This is a genomic window from Streptomyces sp. NPDC001315 (assembly GCF_042896175.1).
GTDB lineage: Bacteria > Actinomycetota > Actinomycetes > Streptomycetales > Streptomycetaceae > Streptomyces.
Genome location: NZ_JBIAWZ010000021.1, coordinates 100112 through 119531, shown reverse-complemented (window position 1 = coordinate 119531; position 19420 = coordinate 100112). Strand labels below are relative to the sequence as shown.

The 19420-nt window shown below is 68.8% G+C and carries 18 protein-coding genes and 3 pseudogenes; 12 read left to right on the top strand and 9 right to left on the bottom strand.

The features are described from left to right. Positions 1–70: 70 nt before the first annotated feature. Positions 71–616, top strand: a pseudogene (locus ACFY16_RS35700) (IS630 family transposase); the annotation flags it as partial. Positions 617–794: 178 nt separating this feature from the next. Next, a pseudogene (locus tag ACFY16_RS35695) lies at positions 795–1967 on the top strand (DUF6236 family protein). A gap of 166 nt (positions 1968–2133) precedes the next feature. Here the strand turns inward: ACFY16_RS35695 and ACFY16_RS35690 are convergent. The 6 genes from ACFY16_RS35690 to ACFY16_RS35665 form a co-directional block, all read right to left on the bottom strand. Continuing rightward, positions 2134–2415 carry a hypothetical protein gene (locus tag ACFY16_RS35690; protein ID WP_390651388.1) on the bottom strand — a complete coding sequence of 94 codons (282 nt, stop codon included), beginning with the start codon at positions 2413–2415 and terminating at the stop codon, positions 2134–2136. Positions 2416–2697: 282 nt separating this feature from the next. Beyond that, a complete protein-coding gene (locus tag ACFY16_RS35685) occupies positions 2698–3234 on the bottom strand; it encodes an SMI1/KNR4 family protein (protein ID WP_390651387.1) in 537 nt (178 codons plus the stop codon). 200 nt (positions 3235–3434) lie between these two features. Continuing rightward, positions 3435–4046, bottom strand: a complete 612-nt coding sequence (locus ACFY16_RS35680) for an SMI1/KNR4 family protein (RefSeq protein WP_390651386.1) — start codon at positions 4044–4046, stop codon at positions 3435–3437. Positions 4047–4430: 384 nt separating this feature from the next. Next, entirely contained in the window at positions 4431–4703 is a 273-nt protein-coding gene (locus ACFY16_RS35675) for a hypothetical protein (protein ID WP_390651385.1), read from the bottom strand. A 38-nt stretch (positions 4704–4741) separates the two neighbouring features. Then, positions 4742–4975 carry a hypothetical protein gene (locus ACFY16_RS35670; protein WP_390651384.1) on the bottom strand — a complete coding sequence of 78 codons (234 nt, stop codon included), beginning with the start codon at positions 4973–4975 and terminating at the stop codon, positions 4742–4744. Between the two features lie 1090 nt (positions 4976–6065). Continuing rightward, on the bottom strand, positions 6066–7133 hold the full coding sequence (locus ACFY16_RS35665; protein ID WP_390651383.1) for a helix-turn-helix domain-containing protein: 1068 nt from the start codon (positions 7131–7133) through the stop codon (positions 6066–6068). A 223-nt stretch (positions 7134–7356) separates the two neighbouring features. Between ACFY16_RS35665 and ACFY16_RS35660 the strand changes: the two genes are divergently transcribed. The 6 genes and pseudogenes from ACFY16_RS35660 to ACFY16_RS35635 all read left to right on the top strand — a co-directional run. After that, positions 7357–8181 carry an alpha/beta fold hydrolase gene (locus ACFY16_RS35660; RefSeq protein ID WP_390651382.1) on the top strand — a complete coding sequence of 275 codons (825 nt, stop codon included), beginning with the start codon at positions 7357–7359 and terminating at the stop codon, positions 8179–8181. Positions 8182–8241: 60 nt separating this feature from the next. Further along, positions 8242–9081, top strand: coding sequence for an alpha/beta fold hydrolase (locus ACFY16_RS35655; RefSeq protein ID WP_390651381.1), 840 nt, complete (start codon positions 8242–8244; stop codon positions 9079–9081). A gap of 11 nt (positions 9082–9092) precedes the next feature. Next, positions 9093–9887, top strand: coding sequence for an alpha/beta hydrolase (locus tag ACFY16_RS35650; protein WP_390651380.1), 795 nt, complete (start codon positions 9093–9095; stop codon positions 9885–9887). A 68-nt stretch (positions 9888–9955) separates the two neighbouring features. Continuing rightward, positions 9956–10747, top strand: a complete 792-nt coding sequence (locus tag ACFY16_RS35645) for an MBL fold metallo-hydrolase (RefSeq protein ID WP_390651379.1) — start codon at positions 9956–9958, stop codon at positions 10745–10747. Between the two features lie 272 nt (positions 10748–11019). Further along, positions 11020–11901: an alpha/beta fold hydrolase gene (locus tag ACFY16_RS35640; protein ID WP_390651378.1), complete on the top strand. Its 882-nt coding sequence runs from the start codon at positions 11020–11022 to the stop codon at positions 11899–11901. 231 nt (positions 11902–12132) lie between these two features. After that, positions 12133–12318, top strand: a pseudogene (locus tag ACFY16_RS35635) (hypothetical protein); the annotation flags it as partial. 285 nt (positions 12319–12603) lie between these two features. Here ACFY16_RS35635 and ACFY16_RS35630 read toward each other — a convergent pair. Beyond that, positions 12604–13044 (bottom strand): hypothetical protein, encoded by a 441-nt coding sequence (locus ACFY16_RS35630; protein WP_390651392.1) that lies wholly within the window; start codon positions 13042–13044, stop codon positions 12604–12606. A 6-nt stretch (positions 13045–13050) separates the two neighbouring features. On the opposite strand from ACFY16_RS35630, the gene ACFY16_RS35625 reads away from it, so the two are divergent. Beyond that, positions 13051–13239, top strand: a complete 189-nt coding sequence (locus ACFY16_RS35625) for a hypothetical protein (RefSeq protein ID WP_390651391.1) — start codon at positions 13051–13053, stop codon at positions 13237–13239. A gap of 899 nt (positions 13240–14138) precedes the next feature. Here ACFY16_RS35625 and ACFY16_RS35620 read toward each other — a convergent pair. Together ACFY16_RS35620 and ACFY16_RS35615 are read right to left on the bottom strand one after the other, a co-directional pair. Then, positions 14139–15326, bottom strand: a complete 1188-nt coding sequence (locus tag ACFY16_RS35620; protein ID WP_390651377.1) for a fumarylacetoacetate hydrolase family protein — start codon at positions 15324–15326, stop codon at positions 14139–14141. 47 nt (positions 15327–15373) lie between these two features. Continuing rightward, positions 15374–17110, bottom strand: a complete 1737-nt coding sequence (locus ACFY16_RS35615; protein WP_390651376.1) for an IlvD/Edd family dehydratase — start codon at positions 17108–17110, stop codon at positions 15374–15376. Between the two features lie 155 nt (positions 17111–17265). Here ACFY16_RS35615 and ACFY16_RS35610 point away from each other — a divergent pair, with 155 nt between their 5' ends. The 3 genes from ACFY16_RS35610 (at position 17266) to ACFY16_RS35600 (ending at position 18897) form a co-directional block, all read left to right on the top strand. Continuing rightward, positions 17266–17964 (top strand): FadR/GntR family transcriptional regulator, encoded by a 699-nt coding sequence (locus ACFY16_RS35610; RefSeq protein WP_390651375.1) that lies wholly within the window; start codon positions 17266–17268, stop codon positions 17962–17964. A gap of 218 nt (positions 17965–18182) precedes the next feature. Beyond that, positions 18183–18395 carry a hypothetical protein gene (locus ACFY16_RS35605; RefSeq protein ID WP_390651374.1) on the top strand — a complete coding sequence of 71 codons (213 nt, stop codon included), beginning with the start codon at positions 18183–18185 and terminating at the stop codon, positions 18393–18395. Position 18396: 1 nt separating this feature from the next. Continuing rightward, positions 18397–18897 (top strand): DUF2071 domain-containing protein, encoded by a 501-nt coding sequence (locus ACFY16_RS35600; RefSeq protein ID WP_390651373.1) that lies wholly within the window; start codon positions 18397–18399, stop codon positions 18895–18897. The last annotated feature ends 523 nt before the right edge of the window (positions 18898–19420 follow it).

Sequence of the window (19420 nt, the reverse complement as noted above, 5' to 3'; positions counted from 1 at the left end):
CTGGGTTCGGCGGGCGGGGACGGGAAAACCGGCGGCCGAAAGGCCGCACGGCGTCCCGTCCCCGACCCAACAGATCCAGGCACTGGACCGGTCCCAGCCCGTGCTGCCGATAATGCCCGGCATGCCTGAGCGGCGCACGCACGACTACGTGCGCAACGGCCTGACCACCTTGTTCGCCGCCTTCGACGTCGCCACGGGTGAAGTCATCACGGCCCTGCACCGCCGGCACCGGGCTGTGGAGTTCAAGAAGTTCCTGATCAGGATCGACAAGGAGGTGCCCGCACACCTGCAGATCCACCTGATCGTCGACAACTACGGCACCCACAAAACCCCTGCGATCAAGGCCTGGCTGGCCAAACACCCCCGGTTCGAGCTGCACTTCACCCCGACCGGCTCCTCCTGGATCAACCAGGTCGAGCGGTGGTTCGGCTACCTCGCCCACCAAATGATCCGCCGCGGCGCACACAAGAACATCCAGGCCATCGAAGCCGACATCCGCGCCTGGGTCAAGGACTGGAACCAGGACCCCAAACCATTCATCTGGACCAAGACCGCCGAAGAGATCCTTGACTCCCTCGCCCGCCTCTGCCGACGGATCTCTGGCGCAGGACACTAGCCAGCCCTGGCGAACTCCAGGTCACCGCGTCGGACTCCCCCCCCGGATTCGCCACGATCACCGGGATGCCCCGGCCCGCCGGGGCCCGATCGACGGGCTTCCGGCGCCTGGTGCGAGCACGACCGGGCTGCCACTCTGGGGGCGTCAGCCCAACTGACCGGGTGCGACAGGGGGAAGTGTGCTGCAGCGGATCGGGCTCTACTACCCGTACATCAATTTCAGGGACGAGCGGTGGTTGAAAACGGCCGCGCTCTACTGGCCCCAGCTGGCTCGGGTCGTGCCCAGGCACTTCCCGGTGACCGATTCGGACACCACCCGCGCGCTCACTGAGGAACTCGACTTCATCGTTTCCGTCGAGCCCGCCTCGTCCGCGCTGGGAGTATCGTCCGTCTTCCTGGACGTCGTCGCGGCTCATGAGGATGATATGCGGCAACGGTACGGAGCCGGCGGGGAGTACAGAGGGGACGAAGGGGCGGTCGCGGGACCGCAATCACGTGGATGGGCCTACGTTCACTGGGGCGAGGTCGCCCCGGAAGTGCGGGAGACGCTGTTCGACACCGGGCTGGCCGTGCCTGCCCGGGGAACACGCTTCTCGGAGCCCGGAGCGGACGACTGGGTGGGCATGGATCCGGCGCTCGTGTAGGTCTACAAGTGCGCGCTGTCCGAAGAGATCGCCCGCCAGGGCGAATTTGTCCCCACCACCGACCAGGCCGCCGCACACGCGGCATCCCACGGCTGGGACGCCGAGCGCGTCGCGGAAGTACTGCTGGACAGGGAGATCCACCTGAGGGAACCGAGAGACGCGCCTTCGGGCGATTTCACGGACGCTGTGGGAATGCTGGCGGTGCGCATTGTCGTGCCCGAGGAACTCGAGGCGGTCCCGGTAGGGAAGATCGTCGAACTGCGCCGCCGCCACAAGGACGAGTTCGACACCTTCAACAGGGAAGTCACCGCGACTGCCGCCGATCTCCGTGAGTATCTGTCCGATGTGACGCTGTCGGCCTCCATCGACCGCTATGTCTCCATGGAGGTCGAGCGTAGATTCGAACGTCCCCTGGAGGAGCTGCGGCGAGCTATGCGGGGGCTCGGCATTGACACCGCGTTCAGCGCCGCAAATCTGAAGTTCGCGGTCCCGGCCGCGCTGGCGGGCATGGCGAGCGGTGTCTACGCCGGCCCGCTGGTCAGCACTGCCACCGGCGTCACCTTCGCCCTGGCCGGCCGGGCCCGGACGGCGACCGGCGCACGCCAGGCCCTCCGCACCTCCTCGCCTTCCGCGTACCTGCTGTCCGTGGAGAAGGGGCTGGAAACCCGGTCCTCGTCCACAGAGTCTGCCGCCGGATCCCGGGCGTAGGCGGGGACACCACCTGAGGGTGTTCCCCTCAAGCGCCCTGCTCCGTATTGCTCGCCTCCGTGCCCTCGGTGTCGGCGCCGCGCGCCATGAGGCACCGCCGCCCGCAGCCCGCTGACCACGGCGAATCTGGGGAGGGCCCGACGCAGTGAATCGGGTGGCCCATCCCCTACGACGGGAGCTGGGAGTCGTCGTACTCGGCCGAGCAGAAGGAACGGCGGCTGCACGCCGGGCAGTTGAATAAGTTGAACTCCTCGAACCCCTCGAACGCCATCGGCGCAATGGCGGCGCCGCACTCCGGGCACGCCGGCTGCTCGGTGTCGACGGGCAACGGAATGCCCGCGGCGTTGTCCTGGACGGCCGTGTCCTGCGCGGTGGCCGCAGAAGGGCAGATTGGTCGCTGACGGCCAGGCCGCGGGAGCGCCCGTGCACTGGCCCTGGTGCCCGGCATGCCATGTCCCAGATTCCTTGGGCGGCAGGACGCCCTCGGAGATCCAGCAGGTCCTGCATGTGGCGGTCTGCGTTCAGCGCGTCTCCGTAGACGGAACAAACGTCCGTCACCTCCTGCGGCAACTTGACGCCGAAAGCATCTTCTATAGCGCGAAAACTCCCCCTCGCCCCCACGAAGGGACACCCAGCAGGGCCTTCGACTGCTCCACTGAGCAGGATGAGCTCCAGGCGTCCCGTACGCGGATGCCCGGCAGGGGTGGAAGGGATCCGGTCCGGGCGTCCATCAGTGGGCGCGCAGGGCGGCACCCCACAGCGATGAATCAGACATCACCCCGGCCCGACGATCCGCCCGCAGCACCCGGCACAGGAACTCCGTCATGCCACAGTCGAAGCGGGTCCACGTGTCGTCGCCGTGGCTGAAGAGCACCACCGGCCACTCCTCGGGCTCGCCGTGGGTAAGCCAGCAGTACAGGTCGGCGCTGCCTTCAGCCCCCCAGGTCACCAGGTCCTCGGCCGCAGCCTCGATGCCGGTGGGCTCGGTGTCCTTCCAGGTGTCACGGGTGTCGGCCGTGATGAACCCCATGCCGCCCATCGGCGCCCCCGGCTCGTCACAGGTCTCGGGTGTCACCGTGGAGGGGGCCATGACCGACAGGTCCTCGTCGAGCAGGCGCTTGCCGTAGCGGGCGAGGAAGCCTTTGAAGTCCGACGGGAATACGAGCCCCCAGGCGGCTTCGACCGCTGCCCAGTCCACTGTCACCCCGTCTCTTGGACGTGGCGGCATCAACCCGGCGAGGGTGTCTAGGCTGTCCTGTGCGGTCATGACCGTTTTCCGTTCATGTCGTCCGGTGTGCGGGTCACTTCAAAGGCACCGGGGCACCGCCCCTGCCGACCTGCTTGCCCGGGTTGCGTCCGCCGAGTTCGTTCTGGACGGTACTGCCGCTGAAGAGTGCACGAGAGCGCAGACGCCGCTGACCCGCGCCACGGGTGACACTCCCGCCCCGGGGTGGCACCCGACGCCCCTCACTCCACCGTGACCATCTCGGCCGGGCCACGCCCAGGTCCGTACCACTTGGTCGAGCGCTCCGACTCGGTCATCGGCAGGCTCTCGAAAACAATCGGCCCCGGATAGAAGACAGCGCTGTCGGGGCCGAACATGTCGTCACCAGACAGATACCAGTAGAGCCATTCGGAAAAGGACATACGGTACTCATAGAAGTCCAGCTCATCACCGTCGCACGCCAGGAGCCGCCACTCTTTGGAAGCCGTGTCGAACACCCCGAAGACGTACTCTCCACGGTCGGTGGAGAGGAGCGGGATGAGGCCGGCGGGCCCGCCGAAAACCGGGCCGTACGGGAATCCCGGACACTCCGCTTCACTCAGGTCACTGCGCGAGAACGCTTCGACTGTCTCCTCCATCCACCGCCCCAGGTTCCACCGGTCAGTGGACGGGTGGCTCAGGTACAGGTGCCCGTTCAGTTGGACCGGGCCATATCCGACGACGATCTCTTTGTAGTCGTCGGGCAGTTGGACTCCCAGTCCCCTTTCCAGCTCATCCCAGGCCGCAGTCGGAGGCGGGGCACTGTTGGTCGGGCCCAGTATGCCGAGCAGTGAGTTGTTGAAGTTGCGCGTCATCGCTATCCCATTCCTGATTGCTGCATTCCGAGTGGAGGCCCTGGAGGCCCGCACCCGCGTCTCCGGACGCTCGTCGGGGGTCATGGGCAAGTCCCGCAAGGTCACGGGCCCGGGAGAGTAGGCAGAACCACCCGGTCCAGTCGCCTCCTCGCCGTCGAGCCAGCGCCAGAACCACTTGCATCCGCGACTCCAAGGCCCCGGCCAGAGCCACCTTGTCCTTCCCGGCCAGAGCTTTCACGCCCTTCATCGAAGCCCTGCAGACTCACTCCGCCGTCACCGACTTCGCCGCGTTCCAAGGCTAATCCGCCTCATTCCCCGGCCCATCGCCAGCTCGCACGCGAGTACCTGCCCTGCCACGGCACCGTCGCCACCAGCGGCTGTCGGTCAGGTGCGGGATACCGTCCCGCAGGCCTCCTGGCGGTTCGCGTTGAGGTCCTTGCTGCGGTCGTACGGGTCCGTGGTCGGGCCGGTCGGGGCTGCGCCCGTGGGCTCGGCCGTCGAGAACTGGGGGTGCAGATATCCGTCGTAGACGTCGCAGGCCGAGTTGCCGATCTCCTCGTCGTAGCGCACGACGCAGATCTTCCTTGGGGTGACCTGGTACTTCGCCGGGTCGGAGAGCTCGACGTCGAGCACGCAGCGCACGATGGTGCGGGCCACCTCGTTCGCGCCGTCGTCGACGCGTTCATACCGATCGGTCAGTCCTCCGGCCGAAGTCGCTGACGAGCAGCCTCAAGCCGCCGGTCATAGTCGGGTGCGAACAGCTCAGGAAGCGCCTTGTCCAGCGTTCCGGCGATTCGGTGGATCGGCGCCCAGACCGCAGGATCGTTGACGACGCCACTGAGGTCTGTCATCTGAAGCTTCTCCAGCCAGTGCGACAGCACCAGCGCCTCGTCGCTCGTGAGCTTGATCGTGACCTGCCTATCACCCATGCACACCCCTCCGGCTCGGCTCCCACGCCCGACCACACGAACCTACTGGCCTCAGACCTTGACGAAACCCATAGGGGCCCCCGCGCCTCCTGCTGCCGCAGCCGTGCGGTGACCATGCGTGCCCGAGCGGACGGTTCCTTCGGCGCCGAGTTGCCCATCCCAAGCTCGGCGTCCTTCACAAACTTCTCCCATACCTCGTCGGGTATGGACTCCCCGGAATCAGGTCCCGGCTCTTCGGACGGTCTGTCGACCACGGCGCCGCACGCCTCTCTCTCAGCCGGTTGTCGGGCAGCTGAGGGTACGTCAGCCCTGACCGGGCGCAACCCCTGGAACCGTCGTCTCGTCCGGGTCTCCCGGCTGCCACTGCCCCGAACTCCACTCGGGTGTGGGCGACGGCCGGGGCGGGGCGGGCGGAGGGGGCGGGCCGCGGTTGGGATTCTGCGGAACGACACTCGCACCACCCGCAGTTGAGCCGGAGCCCGAGCCCGTCGCTCCACCGGCCCCGCTCGCGTGTGGCGGCGAGGTCTTCGTCTGCCGGGCCACCGCGGTCTTCGACGGCGTGGGCGCAGGGGACGGCGACGCGGAGCGGCTCGGGGAGGAGCGAGGCGAGGGCAGGTCGCTCTCCACATCCGCCAAAACAGATGCCGCGTTCGTCGGCGAGTGGCCCTCGCCTCCCGGCCGGTCGGTGCTCGCACGCTCCCAGGCTGAACATCCGATCGCGCACAGAGCAATCAGGACAGTCGCCATGCCCAACGGCACCGACCTCAGGCCACGAGCCTTCACTTTGGGCAATTGGCATACACCCGCCAGGCTGTGGATAAACGGGGTACAGGTACAATTCTGGCGCATTCCGTGACAGCTCCGAGTACGCGTAGGACGCCTGTTCCCACAGTGACTGAAGGCGCAGTCCCTCATCCCCGCCTACCGCCATCGGGTGAAATAGACAGACCTGATCGTTCACACACCCAGGACCGTAGGTCGTGACGAAGGCCGAAGCCCTTCGTATGTCGCGTTGAGGCGATCCATCGTGACCCGGCAGGAGCAGGAGGCTCAGCCCCTGCATTGCAGTCTGTCAGCCGGGGAGGTTTGGTCAGAGTTCGTCCGGCGGGGGCAGGAGTCGGCCCTGCTGGGAGAGTCTTCGCCATTGGCTGGGGGTGGTGCCGTAGGTCTGGCGGAAGCGGCGGGAGAAGAATGCGGGGTTGGTGAAGCCCCAGCTGCGGGCGATGGTGTCGATCGTGCGGTGCGAGTGTCCGGGGGCTGCGAGGTCGGCACGGGCGCCCTCGAGCCGGCGGCGGATGATCCACTTTTCGAGACTGACTCCGCCGTCGTCACACAACCGGTACAGCGTCCGCACGGAGGTGTTGTGCGCCCAGGCAATCCGCTGAGGGGTGAGGTCGGGTTCCCTCAGATGGGCGCGGGCGTAGGCCAGGACACGGGTGAGGAGGGTTTCCCTTGCGACTGCCCGGCGGGTGGGGTCGTCGCCGGCCACCGACACCACCCAGGCTCGGACGAGTTCCACGGTGGCGGAGGCGAGGGCATCGGCTTCGGGGCCCATGTTGATCTGGTCGGCGATGCGGTGCACGCCGAGAACGTGGTTGATCAGCAGCCGTCCGATGGGGCTGTGCTCGAGCGTCGGGATGGATGTTCGGATCGTCTCTTCGGGCAGACTGAGGCGTTCGGTGTTGAACATCAGGGCCAGCGTGCTGCCGAGGCCGGACCACCAGTACTCGTATCCGGCAGGCATATGGTGCATGGTCGCGCTGTTCGGGCCGATGCGCTGCCGGTGGTCAGCCCAGGCAAAACCGCCGGCTCCCTGGCGGTGAATATTGATCGCGACGGTATCCATCGCATCGCGCCGAGCCTGCCGGAGCGAGCGGGAGATGCGCACCCCTGTGCCCTGGGTGTGGAAGAGCGTCAGCGGGCCGAGGGGCCAGAGCTCGAGTCGTTTCCAGACCGCGTCCTCGGTCTCCTCCTCCTGGACAGAGGAGACGCCGCCTTCACCGGCGGCCACCGCCTCGAAGGCCGCGATCCGGTCACCGACTCGAAGATCGTTTGTGTCGAGGACGAGCACGACGCCTCCCATTCCGGGCAGCGCCAGGTCGCCGCCTAGGGCGCGAGTGTCCGCCGCGTGAAGCTTTCCGGGCAAAGATGCATGCATGCAACACGGGTATGCATACACGTCTCCTGTGGCTCGTGATGCAGCAGGTGCGCGGGTCGCCTGCGGCCCGGAGCCGTGGCACACAGGGGACAGGCTCGGGCAGGCAGGGTAAAGCCGACTGATGATGCCCGTGCCACGCTCCCACGCAAGTCCTTCACAACTACGGGGTGCGGCAGGGAGGACGGGTTTATGCGGCGCCCCGGCTACCGGTTGGGAGAAGCCCATGCCCTTCGTCACCGCATCCGACGACGCCCAGATCTACTACAAAGACTGGGGAACGGGCCGCCCCGTCGTCCTCAGCCATGGCTGGCCGCTGAACTCCGACAGCTGGGAGGCACAGCAGCTGTTCCTGGCCACCCACGGCTACCGCGTCATCGCGCACGACCGGCGCGGCCACGGCCGCTCCACCCAGACGTGGAACGGCAACGAGATGAACACCTACGCCGACGACCTGGCCACGCTCATCGACACCCTGGATCTGCGTGACGCCACCCTGGTCGGTTTCTCCACCGGCGGCGGCGAGGTCGCCCGCTACGTCGGCCGCCACGGCACCGCCCGGCTCGCCCAGGTCGTGCTCGTCTCCGCGGTCCCGCCGTTCATGCTCAAGACCGACGACAACCCCGGCGGCGTCCCGATCGAGACCTTCGACGCGATCCGGGCCGGATCGCTAGCCGACCGCTCGCAGCTCTACCACGACCTGGCCGACGGGCCGTTCTTCGGCAACAACCGGCCCGGTGCCGACGTCTCCCAAGGCATCCGAGAGGCGTTCTGGCGCCAGAGCCTGCAGGCCGGGCACCGGGGCGCCTACGAGTGCATCGCGGCCTTCTCCGCAACCGACTTCCGCACCGATCTGGACGCCATCGACGTGCCCACGCTGGTCATCCACGGCGACGACGACCAGGTCGTGCCCTTCGAGGTCGGGGGCAAGGCGTCGGCCGCCCGCATCAAGAACGCGACGCTGAAGGTCTACCCGGGCGCCCCGCACGGCATCACCGACACCCACAAAGAGCAGCTCAGCGCCGACCTGCTGGAGTTCCTCAATTCCTGACGGAGTAACGCCCGCGTCCCCGGCCGCCCTCCGGGGACGCCCGAGCACAGGAGCCAACACATGATCTTCAGCGGTCAGCGGCCTCGCCGCCGTACTGTCAGCGCGTGCCTGCTCGCCGCCGCGCTCGTGGCCGGCGTGGGCGGCGCGGTTGCCCCCGTCTCCGCCACCACGGCGCACACGAGCGGCCCCAAGCCGACCGTCGTCCTCGTCCACGGCGTATTCGCCGACGCCTCCGGCTGGTACCAGGCCATCGCCGCCCTGCAGAAGGCCGGCTACCCGGTCATCGCTCCGGCCAACCCGCTGCGCGACCTGGGCGGCGACTCGGCGTACGTCTCCAGCATCCTCGACAGCATCGACGGGCCGGTCATCCTGGTCGGGCACTCCTACGGCGGCGAGGTCATCACCAACGCCGCCCGCGGCCACACCAACGTCAAGGCCCTTGTCTACGTCGCCGCGTTCGCCCCCGACCAGGGCGAGAGCGCGCTGCAACTGGCCGGCAGATTCCCCGGCAGCAAGCTGCCGGACGCTCTGATCACCCGCGACTACCCGCTGCCGGATGGCAGCTCCGGCAAGGACGGTTACGTCGACCCGGCGATGTTCCGCGAGGTGTTCGCCGCCGATCTGCCGTCCTCCCAGACCCGGCTGATGGCGGCGGCGCAACGTCCCGGCAGCGTGGGCGGGTTGGCCGGCCCCAGCGGTGCACCGGCATGGAAGGACCTGCCGTCCTGGTACGTCATCCCCACCGCAGACAACGTCATCCCGGCCGCCGTGCAGCGCTTCATGGCCGAGCGCGCCCACAGCCACATCGTCGAGGTCAAGGGCGCGTCCCACGCTGTGATGATGTCCCGCCCCGACATCGTGGTCCGCCAGATCCAAGCTGCCCACCAGGCCACTCGCTGAGGAGCACACCGATGCAACCCGACACCATCGTTCTCGTCCACGGCTTCTGGGTGACACCGCGCGCCTGGGAGAACTGGATCGCCCACTACCAGGACAAGGGCTTCCGGGTCATCGCCCCGCCCTACCCCGGCTTCGAGGTGGAGGTCGAGGCCCTCAACGCCGACCCGACCCCCATCGAGACCGTGACCGTCCCGGCCATCATCTCCGCCCTGGAGAAGGTCATCACCGAACTCGACCGGGCCCCGATCATCATGGGCCACTCCGCGGGCGGCGCGTTTACCCAGATCCTGCTCGACCACGGCTTCGGCGCCGCGGGAGTCGCGATCAACTCAGCGCCCACCGAAGGGGTGGCCGTCGTCCCGCTCTCCCAGGTGCGCGCCGCCTTCCCGGTGCTGAAGAACCCGGCCAACCGGCACCGCGCCGTCGGCCTCGACTACGACCAGTGGCGCTACGCCTTCACCAACACCTTCCCCGAGGACCAGGCGCGCGCCACCTACGAGCGCTACCACGTCCCCGCCTCCGGGAGCGTCTTCTGGGGCAGTGCCCTGGCCAACATCCACCCCGGCCACACCGACACCTACGTCGACTACCACAACGCGGGCCGGGCGCCGCTGCTGTTCTGTTCGGGTGAGAACGACCACCTCATGCCGCCCAAGGTGCAGCAGTCCAACGCCAAGCACTACAAGGCCGAGGGCACCATCACCAAGGTCACGGTGTTCCCCGGCCGCTCCCATCTGATGCCCGCCCAGGACGGCTGGGAAGAGGTCGCCGACTACGCCCTGGACTGGGCCCTCGCCCACGCCTGATCGCACCCGCGGCACGCACCGCGGCCGGGAGGGCACCCCCGGCCCGGGCCCGGGAAGGGAGCCTCCACATGAGCGACATGCGTATCACCCACATCGGCGGCCCGACCACCCTCATCGAGACGGGCGGCTGGCGGCTGTTGACCGATCCCACCTTCGACCCGCCCGGACAGCGCTACAGCTTCGGCTGGGGCACTGCCTCCCACAAGTCCGCCGGCCCCGCCCTCGTCACCCCCGACCTGCCGCCGATCGATGCCGTCCTGCTCAGCCATGACCAGCACGGCGACAACCTCGACCGCACCGGACGCGACGTCCTGCGCACCGCCCGGACCGTCCTGACCACCCCGGCCGGCGCCCGCCGCCTCGGCCGGGGGGCTCACGGCCTCGCCCCGTGGACCGTGACCCGCCTGCACGCCCCGGATCGTCCCACCATCACCGTCACCGCCACTCCAGCCCGCCACGGCCCGCCCCTGTCCCGGCCCCTGACCGGACAGGTCACTGGCTTCGCCCTCACCTGGGAGGGCCAGCAACACGGCGCACTGTGGATCTCCGGGGACACCGTCCTGTACGGCGGCGTGCGCGAGGTGGCCCAGCGCCTGAACGTGGGCACCGCGCTGCTGCATGTCGGCGGTGTGCGCTTCCCGATCACCGGACCGGTCCGCTACACCATGACCGCCGCCCAGGCCGTGCACCTGTGCCGCCTGCTGCGACCCCGCACCGCCATCCCCGTCCACTACGAGGGCTGGCACCACTTCCACGAAGGCCGCGACGCCATCGAGCACGAACTCGCCCGCGCGCCCGCCGATACCCGCAACCGCTTCCGCTGGCTTCCCACCGGAGCCGCCACGGACATCAGCGCCTGATCCGTGGCGTGCCACAACTCCCACACCACCCTCGCCCACGGGTCCGCCCCTCACCCAAGGTCACGCCCATGCGGCCTTCTGCCCGGCCCTCACGGACGGGCTCCAGCGCCAGCCCAACCACATGACCAACACGTGCAGTAGAACTCTTCCACTCCCCTCACGGAACCCGCTCATCCCTGCGCCCTCAGCCCCCACAAAGCCCCGCGACCGGGGGGACACTCCCCGCCCAGCAACGTCCCCGGGTGCGGGGCGACACCCCAAGGAGTACAGCCGTGACCACGACATCCTCCGACGCGTACCTTCCACCCGCCGGCGCCGTCCATGCCCCGAACCAAGTGATCGAGACCCGCGGCCGCCGCCTCGCCTACAGGTCGATCGGACACGGCCGCCCGCTGGTGCTGTGCACCCGTTTCCGCGGGAACATCGACACCTGGGACCCGGCCTTCCTGGACACGCTGGCCGAGCAGGGTTTCCGCGTCATTACCTTCGACTACAGCGGTCTGGGCCTGTCCACCGGCACCCCCTCGTACAACCCGGCCTCCCTGGCCCGGGACGCAGGTGACCTCATCGAAGCCCTTGGCCTAGACCGAATCGTCCTCGCCGGCTGGTCCATCGGCGGCGTCGCCGCGCAAGTCGCCCTCACCCAGTACCCCCAGCTCATCAGCCACCTGGTCCTCATCGGCACAAGCCCTCCCGGCCCCTTGATCAGGCAGGCCGAACAGCTCTTCTATGACATCTCCCGCAAGCCGGAGAACGACCTCATCGACGAGGGCGTGCTGTTCTTCGAACCAGCCTCCAAGCAAAGCCTCCAGGCCGCACAGACCTCGCACGACCGCATCGCCGCACGCACAACCGAGACCAGCGTGCCGGTGCCCTGGCGCTGGGCCAGCGAACAGATCGCCGATAAACCCCGCTCTCAGATATTCCTCGCCGACCCGGTTCTGGACCTACTCAAGACGACCTCCATACCCGTCCTGCACATCGCAGGCGATCACGACATCTGCTTCCCGGTCGAAAACTGGTACGCCCTCAGTCAGCAACTTCCCACGCTCCAGTTGCTCACCTATCCGCGTGCGGGGCACGGCCCGCAACACCAACATCCACAAGCCTCGGCCCACCACATCGCCACCTTCGTCGCCTCCACAAGCGAGTAAAGGCCAGGACACGTCGCGCGCGGGCGGAGACGATGCCCCACCCTCCTGGAACTCCTCTTCACCCTCGACGTATCCACCGCCCGTTCACCCCACTGCCCGCCACCGCCTACCGGGCGGGCGACCGCAGAACTGGCTGGGCCCGGCAGCGAGGGCGTCGTGATCAAGGGGACAGCGCCGCCCTACCCCCTCGGCGAACGGCTCCAACGCCGCCTCACGCAGCCGCGCCCGCCCCGTCAGCTCGATCTCGACAACCCCGACCACGTCGATCTGAACGACCGGTTGGCCTTCGAGCTCATCCAGGCCTCCGACACCGTCGGCCTCTTCCCGCTCGAATCGCCCGGCCAGCAGGGTCTGGTGGGCCGACTGCAGCCCCGGCACATGCAGGACGTCATCCCCCGCCGCCGTCATTTCCGCCCAGCGCATCGCCCGCCTCCCGGTCCAGGAGATCGTCGTGGCCACCGACGGGTCAGCGTCGGCGGTCGAACGCGCGCGCACCATCCTCGCCAACACCTATCCCGACCAGGACGTCCCGTGGACCGTCCGCGAGGACCATGCCGAAAGTGGCGTACAGCTCGCCCGATACAGCAACTGGCCAACGTGGTCATCCTGGTCAGTTTCCCCCATCGACGCCCTCCTTGCCCGCGCCCGCCTCGTCCACCACCCCAGCGTGCCCGCCGACACCGTCGCCTACGAAGACTGCACCTACCTCGATTCCGGCCACGCCACAGTCACCCCCCTGCCCGAGGAGCCGACAGCCGACACCGCCGCCGTCCGGGACCTCGACCACCTCTGCGACGTCGTCGTCACCACCGTCGCCCCGGCGCTCTTCAGTTCCTCACCGACCAGCTCCCCGAACCCCGCGGCGCCTGGCTGCTGGGCTGCGCACTCCACCTCGCCGGCGTCGACGACGGCGCACGGTTTTGGTGGCAGTACGCCGCCGGCGCCGGACACACCCCGGCCGCCTACTGCCTCTCCCTGCACCACCACGCCCGCGGCGAAGCCCACGCCGCCGCCTTCTGGTACGACCAGACCGGCCTCGAGGCGGCCGACGACTCCGACACCCTCAGCATCACCGGCGCCTGCACACTGCACGAATTCCGCTTCGACGCCAGCATCCCCACCGTCCTGCGCATCCTCAGCCACCTCGCCATGCCCGGCCAACGACCACGCACCCACCGCGCCGACGCCATCACCAACTACGTTGCCCAAGCCGTCACCCACGGCCAGCGCCGCCACCCCGGCGTCGAAATCCCCGTCCCCGGGCCCCGCTTCGCCGACCGCGTCAGCTTCATCCTCGCCCTCACCCCGCCCTGGACCCGCCGCATGGCCCGCACGTAAAAGGGGACGGGTGGGGGCGTGTTCATGCAAAAAAGGCGACACGGTTGGCGTAAGGCGGTGGGGAGTTGGGCGATAGCCGTCCTACTCCTGGGGGTGCGGTGGTCGGGGCGGGGGCGAGTCCGGCCATCGCCGATGACGGGGTGGCCTCGGTAGCGGCTGAGGGGGCTCCGGAGTCGGAGGCGAGTGCGCTTGCGGCGGAGACCGGTGAGCGGGTGGCCGTGGAGGCGGCGACGACCGAGTCGTCCCAGGTTTTCGCCAATCCGGACGGCACCTTCACGCAGGAGATGAACGCGGCTCCCGTCCGTGCCGGAAGGACGACGGCAGCTGGGCGGTCATCGACACCACCCTCGTGCGCGAGGCCGACGGCTTGGTGCGGGCGAAGAATACGACGGCCGGCCTCACCTTCTCAGGTGGCGGCAGCGGAAGCGGACTGGTCACGCTGGAGGACGAGGGGTACGAGCTGCAGTTCGGCTGGCCCAGCTGCTCCGCTCGCTTTGGCTGTTGTGAACGGCGGGCCCGTCGGCCACGAGGCATCCACGGGCCGCCGAGCCGGTGTTCGCTACTGCCAGGCCCCGACCAGGTCCTCTGGCCCCCAGTGAGCGGCCAGTGGCAGACCTCTGGTGACGCCACTGCGGGAGACTGCGACCAGCGGAGTATCCGGGCCGGCCCCGGGCACGGCGAGCATGTCCCGCACCAAGGCGTCGTACTCGTGCCGACCGAACCGGCGGTCTTCCAGGCCCTGTGGGACGGCGCCCTGATCAGCGACGCCGCCATGACCACGCTGCTCGCCGCAACCATCGAGCGCTGAGCACACGGCAAAGGCAACGTCGCCAGTAGCAGGGGTGACACCCGGGCGGGATCGCCGCAGGGCGTCGCCCCTGCTGAGGGCGTTATGTAGCTCACAGCACGCCGCGCTGGGCGAGGTTGTGCATCAACTCTCGTACGCCGAACGTCCACGGTGCGGCCTGTTCGCTGGTGGTGACGGTGTTGACGAGAGCGCCGAGCCGCGAGCTGGAGATCCGTACGATGTCGCCGTGCTCGTGGGTGAAGCCCGAGCCGGGTGTGTGCCGGTCCTCGGTGGGAGCGAACAAGGTGCCGGTGAACAGCACGAAGCCGTCCGGGTACTGGTGGTGCGCACCGTGCGTGGCGGCCACCAGGTCCAGTACGTCGCGGCTGATCTCGCGCATGGAGCTGCTGCCGTGCAGTACGTAGCCGTCCGTGCCGTCGACCCGCAGGTCGATGTCGAGCGCGCGTACGGTGTCGAGGTCGAAGCCGTCGTCGAGCAGACGGACGAACGGACCGATCGCGCAAGAGGCGTTGTTGTCCTTGGCCCGGGACAACAGCAGCGCGCTGCGTCCCTCGATGTCGCGGAGGTTGACGTCGTTGCCCAGTGTCGCGCCGCGTACCCGGCCGCGCGAGTCCACGACGAGGACGACCTCGGGCTCGGGGTTGTTCCACACCGAGGTGCCGAGCACTCCGATGTCGGCACCGGTGCCGACCGCGGACAGTACCGGGGCCTTGGTGAACACCTCCGGGTCCGGCCCGATGCCGACCTCCAGATACTGCGACCACAGCCCTTCGGAGACCAGCAGTTCCTTCGCCTTGGCGGCCGCCGGCGATCCGGGGCGGATGCCGTCGAGCGCGCCGCCCACGATCTGCCCGATGCGCGCCCGCACCCGGGCGGCCTGCGCCGGATCGCCGCCCGTGCGCTCCTCGATGACACGCTCCAGCAGACTCCGGGCGAAGGTGACGCCCGCAGCCTTGACCACCTGCAGGTCGATGGGGGCGAGCAGATGCGCGACGTCACGGCGGTCGGCCGGGGCTTGAAGCAGTTCGTCGAGGCGCCAGGTGTGTCCGCCGTCGGCCTCGCGGACAACCGTCGCCGCGTCGTCGCGTTCCAGCAGGTCGGAGACGGTGGGTGCGATGGCCGTCAGGTCGACGACCTGCTCGCCGCGCACCGCGGCCACGCACGGTCCGTCCCACTCCGGGTGGTGGACACGTGCGACAAGGGCGGCCTGGCCGACGTCCTCCGGCAGGACGGAGGCGGCTGTGAGGACCGGACGCGGCCGCGTTGCTGCCGATTCCACGATCGATGCTCTCCTGGATTCGAGGGGTTCGGTCGCCGGGGGCGGACTCAGTGGGAGTCGCGGGGTACTTCGTGTCCGCGGCTTCCGCGCAGGAAGCCGAAGTCGGCGCCCTTGTCGGCCTGTTCGACGTTCTGGGTGTAGAGCCAGGCGTAGCCGCTGGAGTGGCGTTCGACGGGGGCCTTCCACGCCTCCCGGCGGCGCACCAGCTCGGCGTCGTCGACGTCCAGATGCAGGGTGCGGTTCGGGACGTCGAGGACGATCGGGTCCCCGTCGCGCACCAGGGCGAGGGGTCCGCCGACGGCGGCCTCGGGTGCGACGTGCAGTACCACGGTCCCGTATCCGGTGCCGCTCATCCGGCCGTCGCAGATACGCACCATGTCCGTGACACCTGCCTTGAGCAGCTTGGCGGGCAGCGGGACGTTGGAGACCTCGGGCATGCCAGGGTAACCCTTGGGGCCGGCGTTGCGGATGACGATCACGGTGTTCTCGTCGACGTCGAGATCCGGGTCGTCGGCGACCTCGTGATAAGCCTCGGGAGAGTCGAAGACGAGCGCGGGGCCGCGGTGGTCGAGCAGGTGCGGCGACGCGGCGGACTGCTTGATCACCGCGCCGTCGGGGCACAGGTTTCCGCGCAGCACGGCGGTACCGGTGCCGGCCGGCTGGAACGGGGCGTCGAGGCCGGTGATCACGTCGGAGTCGACGCGCTCGGCGTTCTCGACGTTCTCGGCGATGCCGCGTCCGGTGACGGTGATCTGCTCGCCGTGCAGCAGCCGGCCACGGAGCAGCTCGGCCATGACGGCCGGCAGGCCACCGGCGTAGCAGAAGTCCTCCATCAGGTACTTGCCGCTGGGCATCAGATTGACCAGGGTCGGCACCTCGCGGGCCAGGGCGTCGAAGTCCTCCAGGCTCAGGTCGACACCGACGCGTCCGGCGATGGCGGTGAGATGGATGATGGCGTTGGTGGATCCGCCTATGGCCGCGTTGACCCGGATGGCGTTCTCGAATGCCTCCCGCGTGAGGATCCGCGAGGGGCGCAGCTCCTCTTCCACCATCCGCACGATGCGCTGCCCCGCCGCCTGCGCGGTCTCCATCCGCCGGGAGTCGACGGCCGGCCAGGCGGCCGAGCCCGGAAGCTGCATGCCGAGCGCCTCGGCCATGCAGGCCATCGTGGAGGCGGTCCCCATCGTCATGCAGTGACCGTTGGATCGGGCCATGCAGCCTTCGGCGAAGAAGCACTCCTCCTCGGTCATCCGGCCGGTCTTCAGGTCCTCCTCGAACTTCCACACATGGGTCCCCGACCCCACGTCCTGGCCCCGGTACTTGCCGTTGAGCATCGGGCCGCCGGTGACCATGACGGCGGGCAGGTCGACACTGGCCGCACCCATCAGCATCGCGGGCGTCGTCTTGTCACAGCCGGACAGCAACACCACCCCGTCGAGCGGATTCGCCCGGATAAGCTCCTCGACCTCCATGGCCATCAGGTTTCGGTACAGCATGGCGGTGGGGCGCATCAGCGTCTCGCCGGTGGCCATGGTGGGGAACTGGAGCGGGAAGCCGCCCGCCTGCCACACACCACGCTTGACGGCTTCGGCGACACGTGTCAGGTGGGCGTTGCACGGGGCGAGTTCGGAGGCGCTGGTCGCGATGCCGATGACAGGGCGCCCGTCGAACACCTCGTGCCCGATCCCCTGGTTGCGCATCCAGGAGCGGTACAGCATCCCGCCGCGGCCACTCGCACCGAACCATGCCTGGCTGCGGCGGCTCGTCTTGTTCCCGTCGGTCATGTAGGTACTCCCGTGCCTCTCGCTTCGGCTGGTTCGCGGTGGGGCGATGTCGGGTGAGTGAGGACCCGCAGGCTGTAGCCTGGGAGGTAATCATTAAATGATTCGATGAATGGCGTCCAGGGGGGGAAGCGGAGATCGTGGTGCACTTTCCGACCATGTATGAGCGTGTGGTCGACGAGCTCGGCCGCCGCATCGTGGGCGGAGTGTGGGAACCGGGGCATCCGCTGCCGGTCGAGGACCTGCTCGCGACCGAGATAGGAGTCAGCCGGGGCGTGTTGCGGGAGGCGGTCAAGGCTCTGGTGGCCAAGGGGATGCTGCGTGTACGCCCGCGCACCGGCACGCGCGTATTGCCCCCGGAGCACTGGAACCACCTGGACCGTGACGTACTGCGCTGGAAACAGGACGGGGACGCCACGGCACTGCTGCGCGACACGAGTGAACTGCGCCGGATCGTCGAGCCCGAGGCAGCCCGGCTCGCCGCCGACCGGGCCGGCCCCGACGACGTACGAGCCCTGTACGACGCCCTGGCCGCTATGGAGGCCGCAGCGGCGGAACCCGGCCGCAGCGGCTATATCGAGGCCGACATCGCCTTCCACCGGGCCCTGTTGGACGCCGGCGGCAACCGTCTGCTCGGCTCACTGGGCCGCGCCATCGCCATCGCGCTGGAACACAGCTTCCGCGTCAGCACCCAGACCCCGGGCGCGGTGGAAGCCTCGCTGCCCGGCCACCGCGCCATCGTGGATGCCGTGGCGGCCGGCGATCCCGCGGCAGCGGCGGCCGCCGTACTGACCGTCGTCGAAGCGGCCGAAAAGGAGATCACCCGGTCACCGGGACTTTCCCAGGATCCCGGGTGAGACGGCACAGCCGCGCTCGTAGCTTGCCGGTGGCGGGGTCATAGGTCCTGCCCGCCGCACGTGGAAGCAGTTCGGGGGCACTTCCGTACCGACGGGTGTGGACTCGGCAACGTTCCGAAGGTGGCTGGTGGGAGGAGTGGGGTGTGTGCTGCGGGTGCTCGTCTGCTTCGACCGGGCCGCCGTTCGAACCCCCACAGTGCACTTGTCGTACTCCCTTCATGCTCGCACTCCTCGCTGTGCTCGACCTTGTTCTGTCGATCGGCTCGGCGACCTGGGTTGTCGAGCGTGCGCTGCGCCGTACCCGCCGGCAGACCAGGTACGGACGGTATGCGCCGTGGATCCACCCACGAGGCCGGATCGCCGCACCACTGAACGGGGCGGCCAACCGCCGCATGTTGCGGATGCTGTGCGAGCGCATCCCACATGAGTGACATGTCCGACGTCGTGTACGTCAACTACGTGGTCGGCGCGGACCGCCTCGCGCCACTGATACCGCCCGGCCTTGAGCTGCAGCGCATCGGCGAGGCAGGCGACCAGGCGATGCTGACCTTTCTGAACTACCGCCACGGGCATCTTGGTCCGGCGCTCCTCGGCCGGTGGCGGCGACTGCTGCCCTCGCCTCTGCAGAGCAACTGGCGTGTTTATGTGCGCCACCCTCGCACAGGTGCCTTGGGTGTCCACTTCCTCAGTACCGCCATCGACCGCACCTTCCACGCGATCGGAGCGCGCATGATGGCCGAGGTACGTGCACGGCGTGGTGACGGTCCTCAAGGTCGTACTGCCCGGTATGCGGGCCCGCCGCTCGGGAGTATCGTCAACATCTCTTCCTTCAGCGGCCTTGCCGCCTTCGCGGGCACGGGCACCCTGCATCGACTGCCAGCAGCCCACACGCGTACGCACCAGGAATGCGGGCTGAATTCCGACGCTGTGTGATCTGTGCTGGTCAGGTGGGTAGACAGGGCGGGAAGCACCAGTCGCTGGACATCGTGGAGGCCGCCGCAGGCGACACCGGCTTGACTCCCGGGGGCCGTATCCCGGTCCTCCACGCGCGGGGCGGGCTCTGCACTTGCCGCGCACGATCAGCAACATCTCCTGGCCACCGCCGCGTCCCGTTCGCGGTTTGCGGCGCGCCGGGCCAGCGCCTGCGGGTGGCCGCGCCGGTCAGTTCTCAAGGGACGCCGCGCAGCGGTTGGCACAACCAGGCAGAGCACGCTCCGTCTTGATCACAGGGCATGACGAGTATGCCGACTCGCCTCATGAGACGGCCCGTTACGCGAAGTCCGATATTCCCTCGCTCATGCGGTGCCGGGACTTGATCTGACCCTCATGGGCGTCATGCACCTCGAGTCGGATGCCCCGGCAGTCCGCATCCGAAGCGCCCGCCGAGGCGCCCTCGGGCAGCAGATCGACCAGCTCACGGCGGCCCGCGCGGAAGGCGCCCCTGACCGGATCGCCA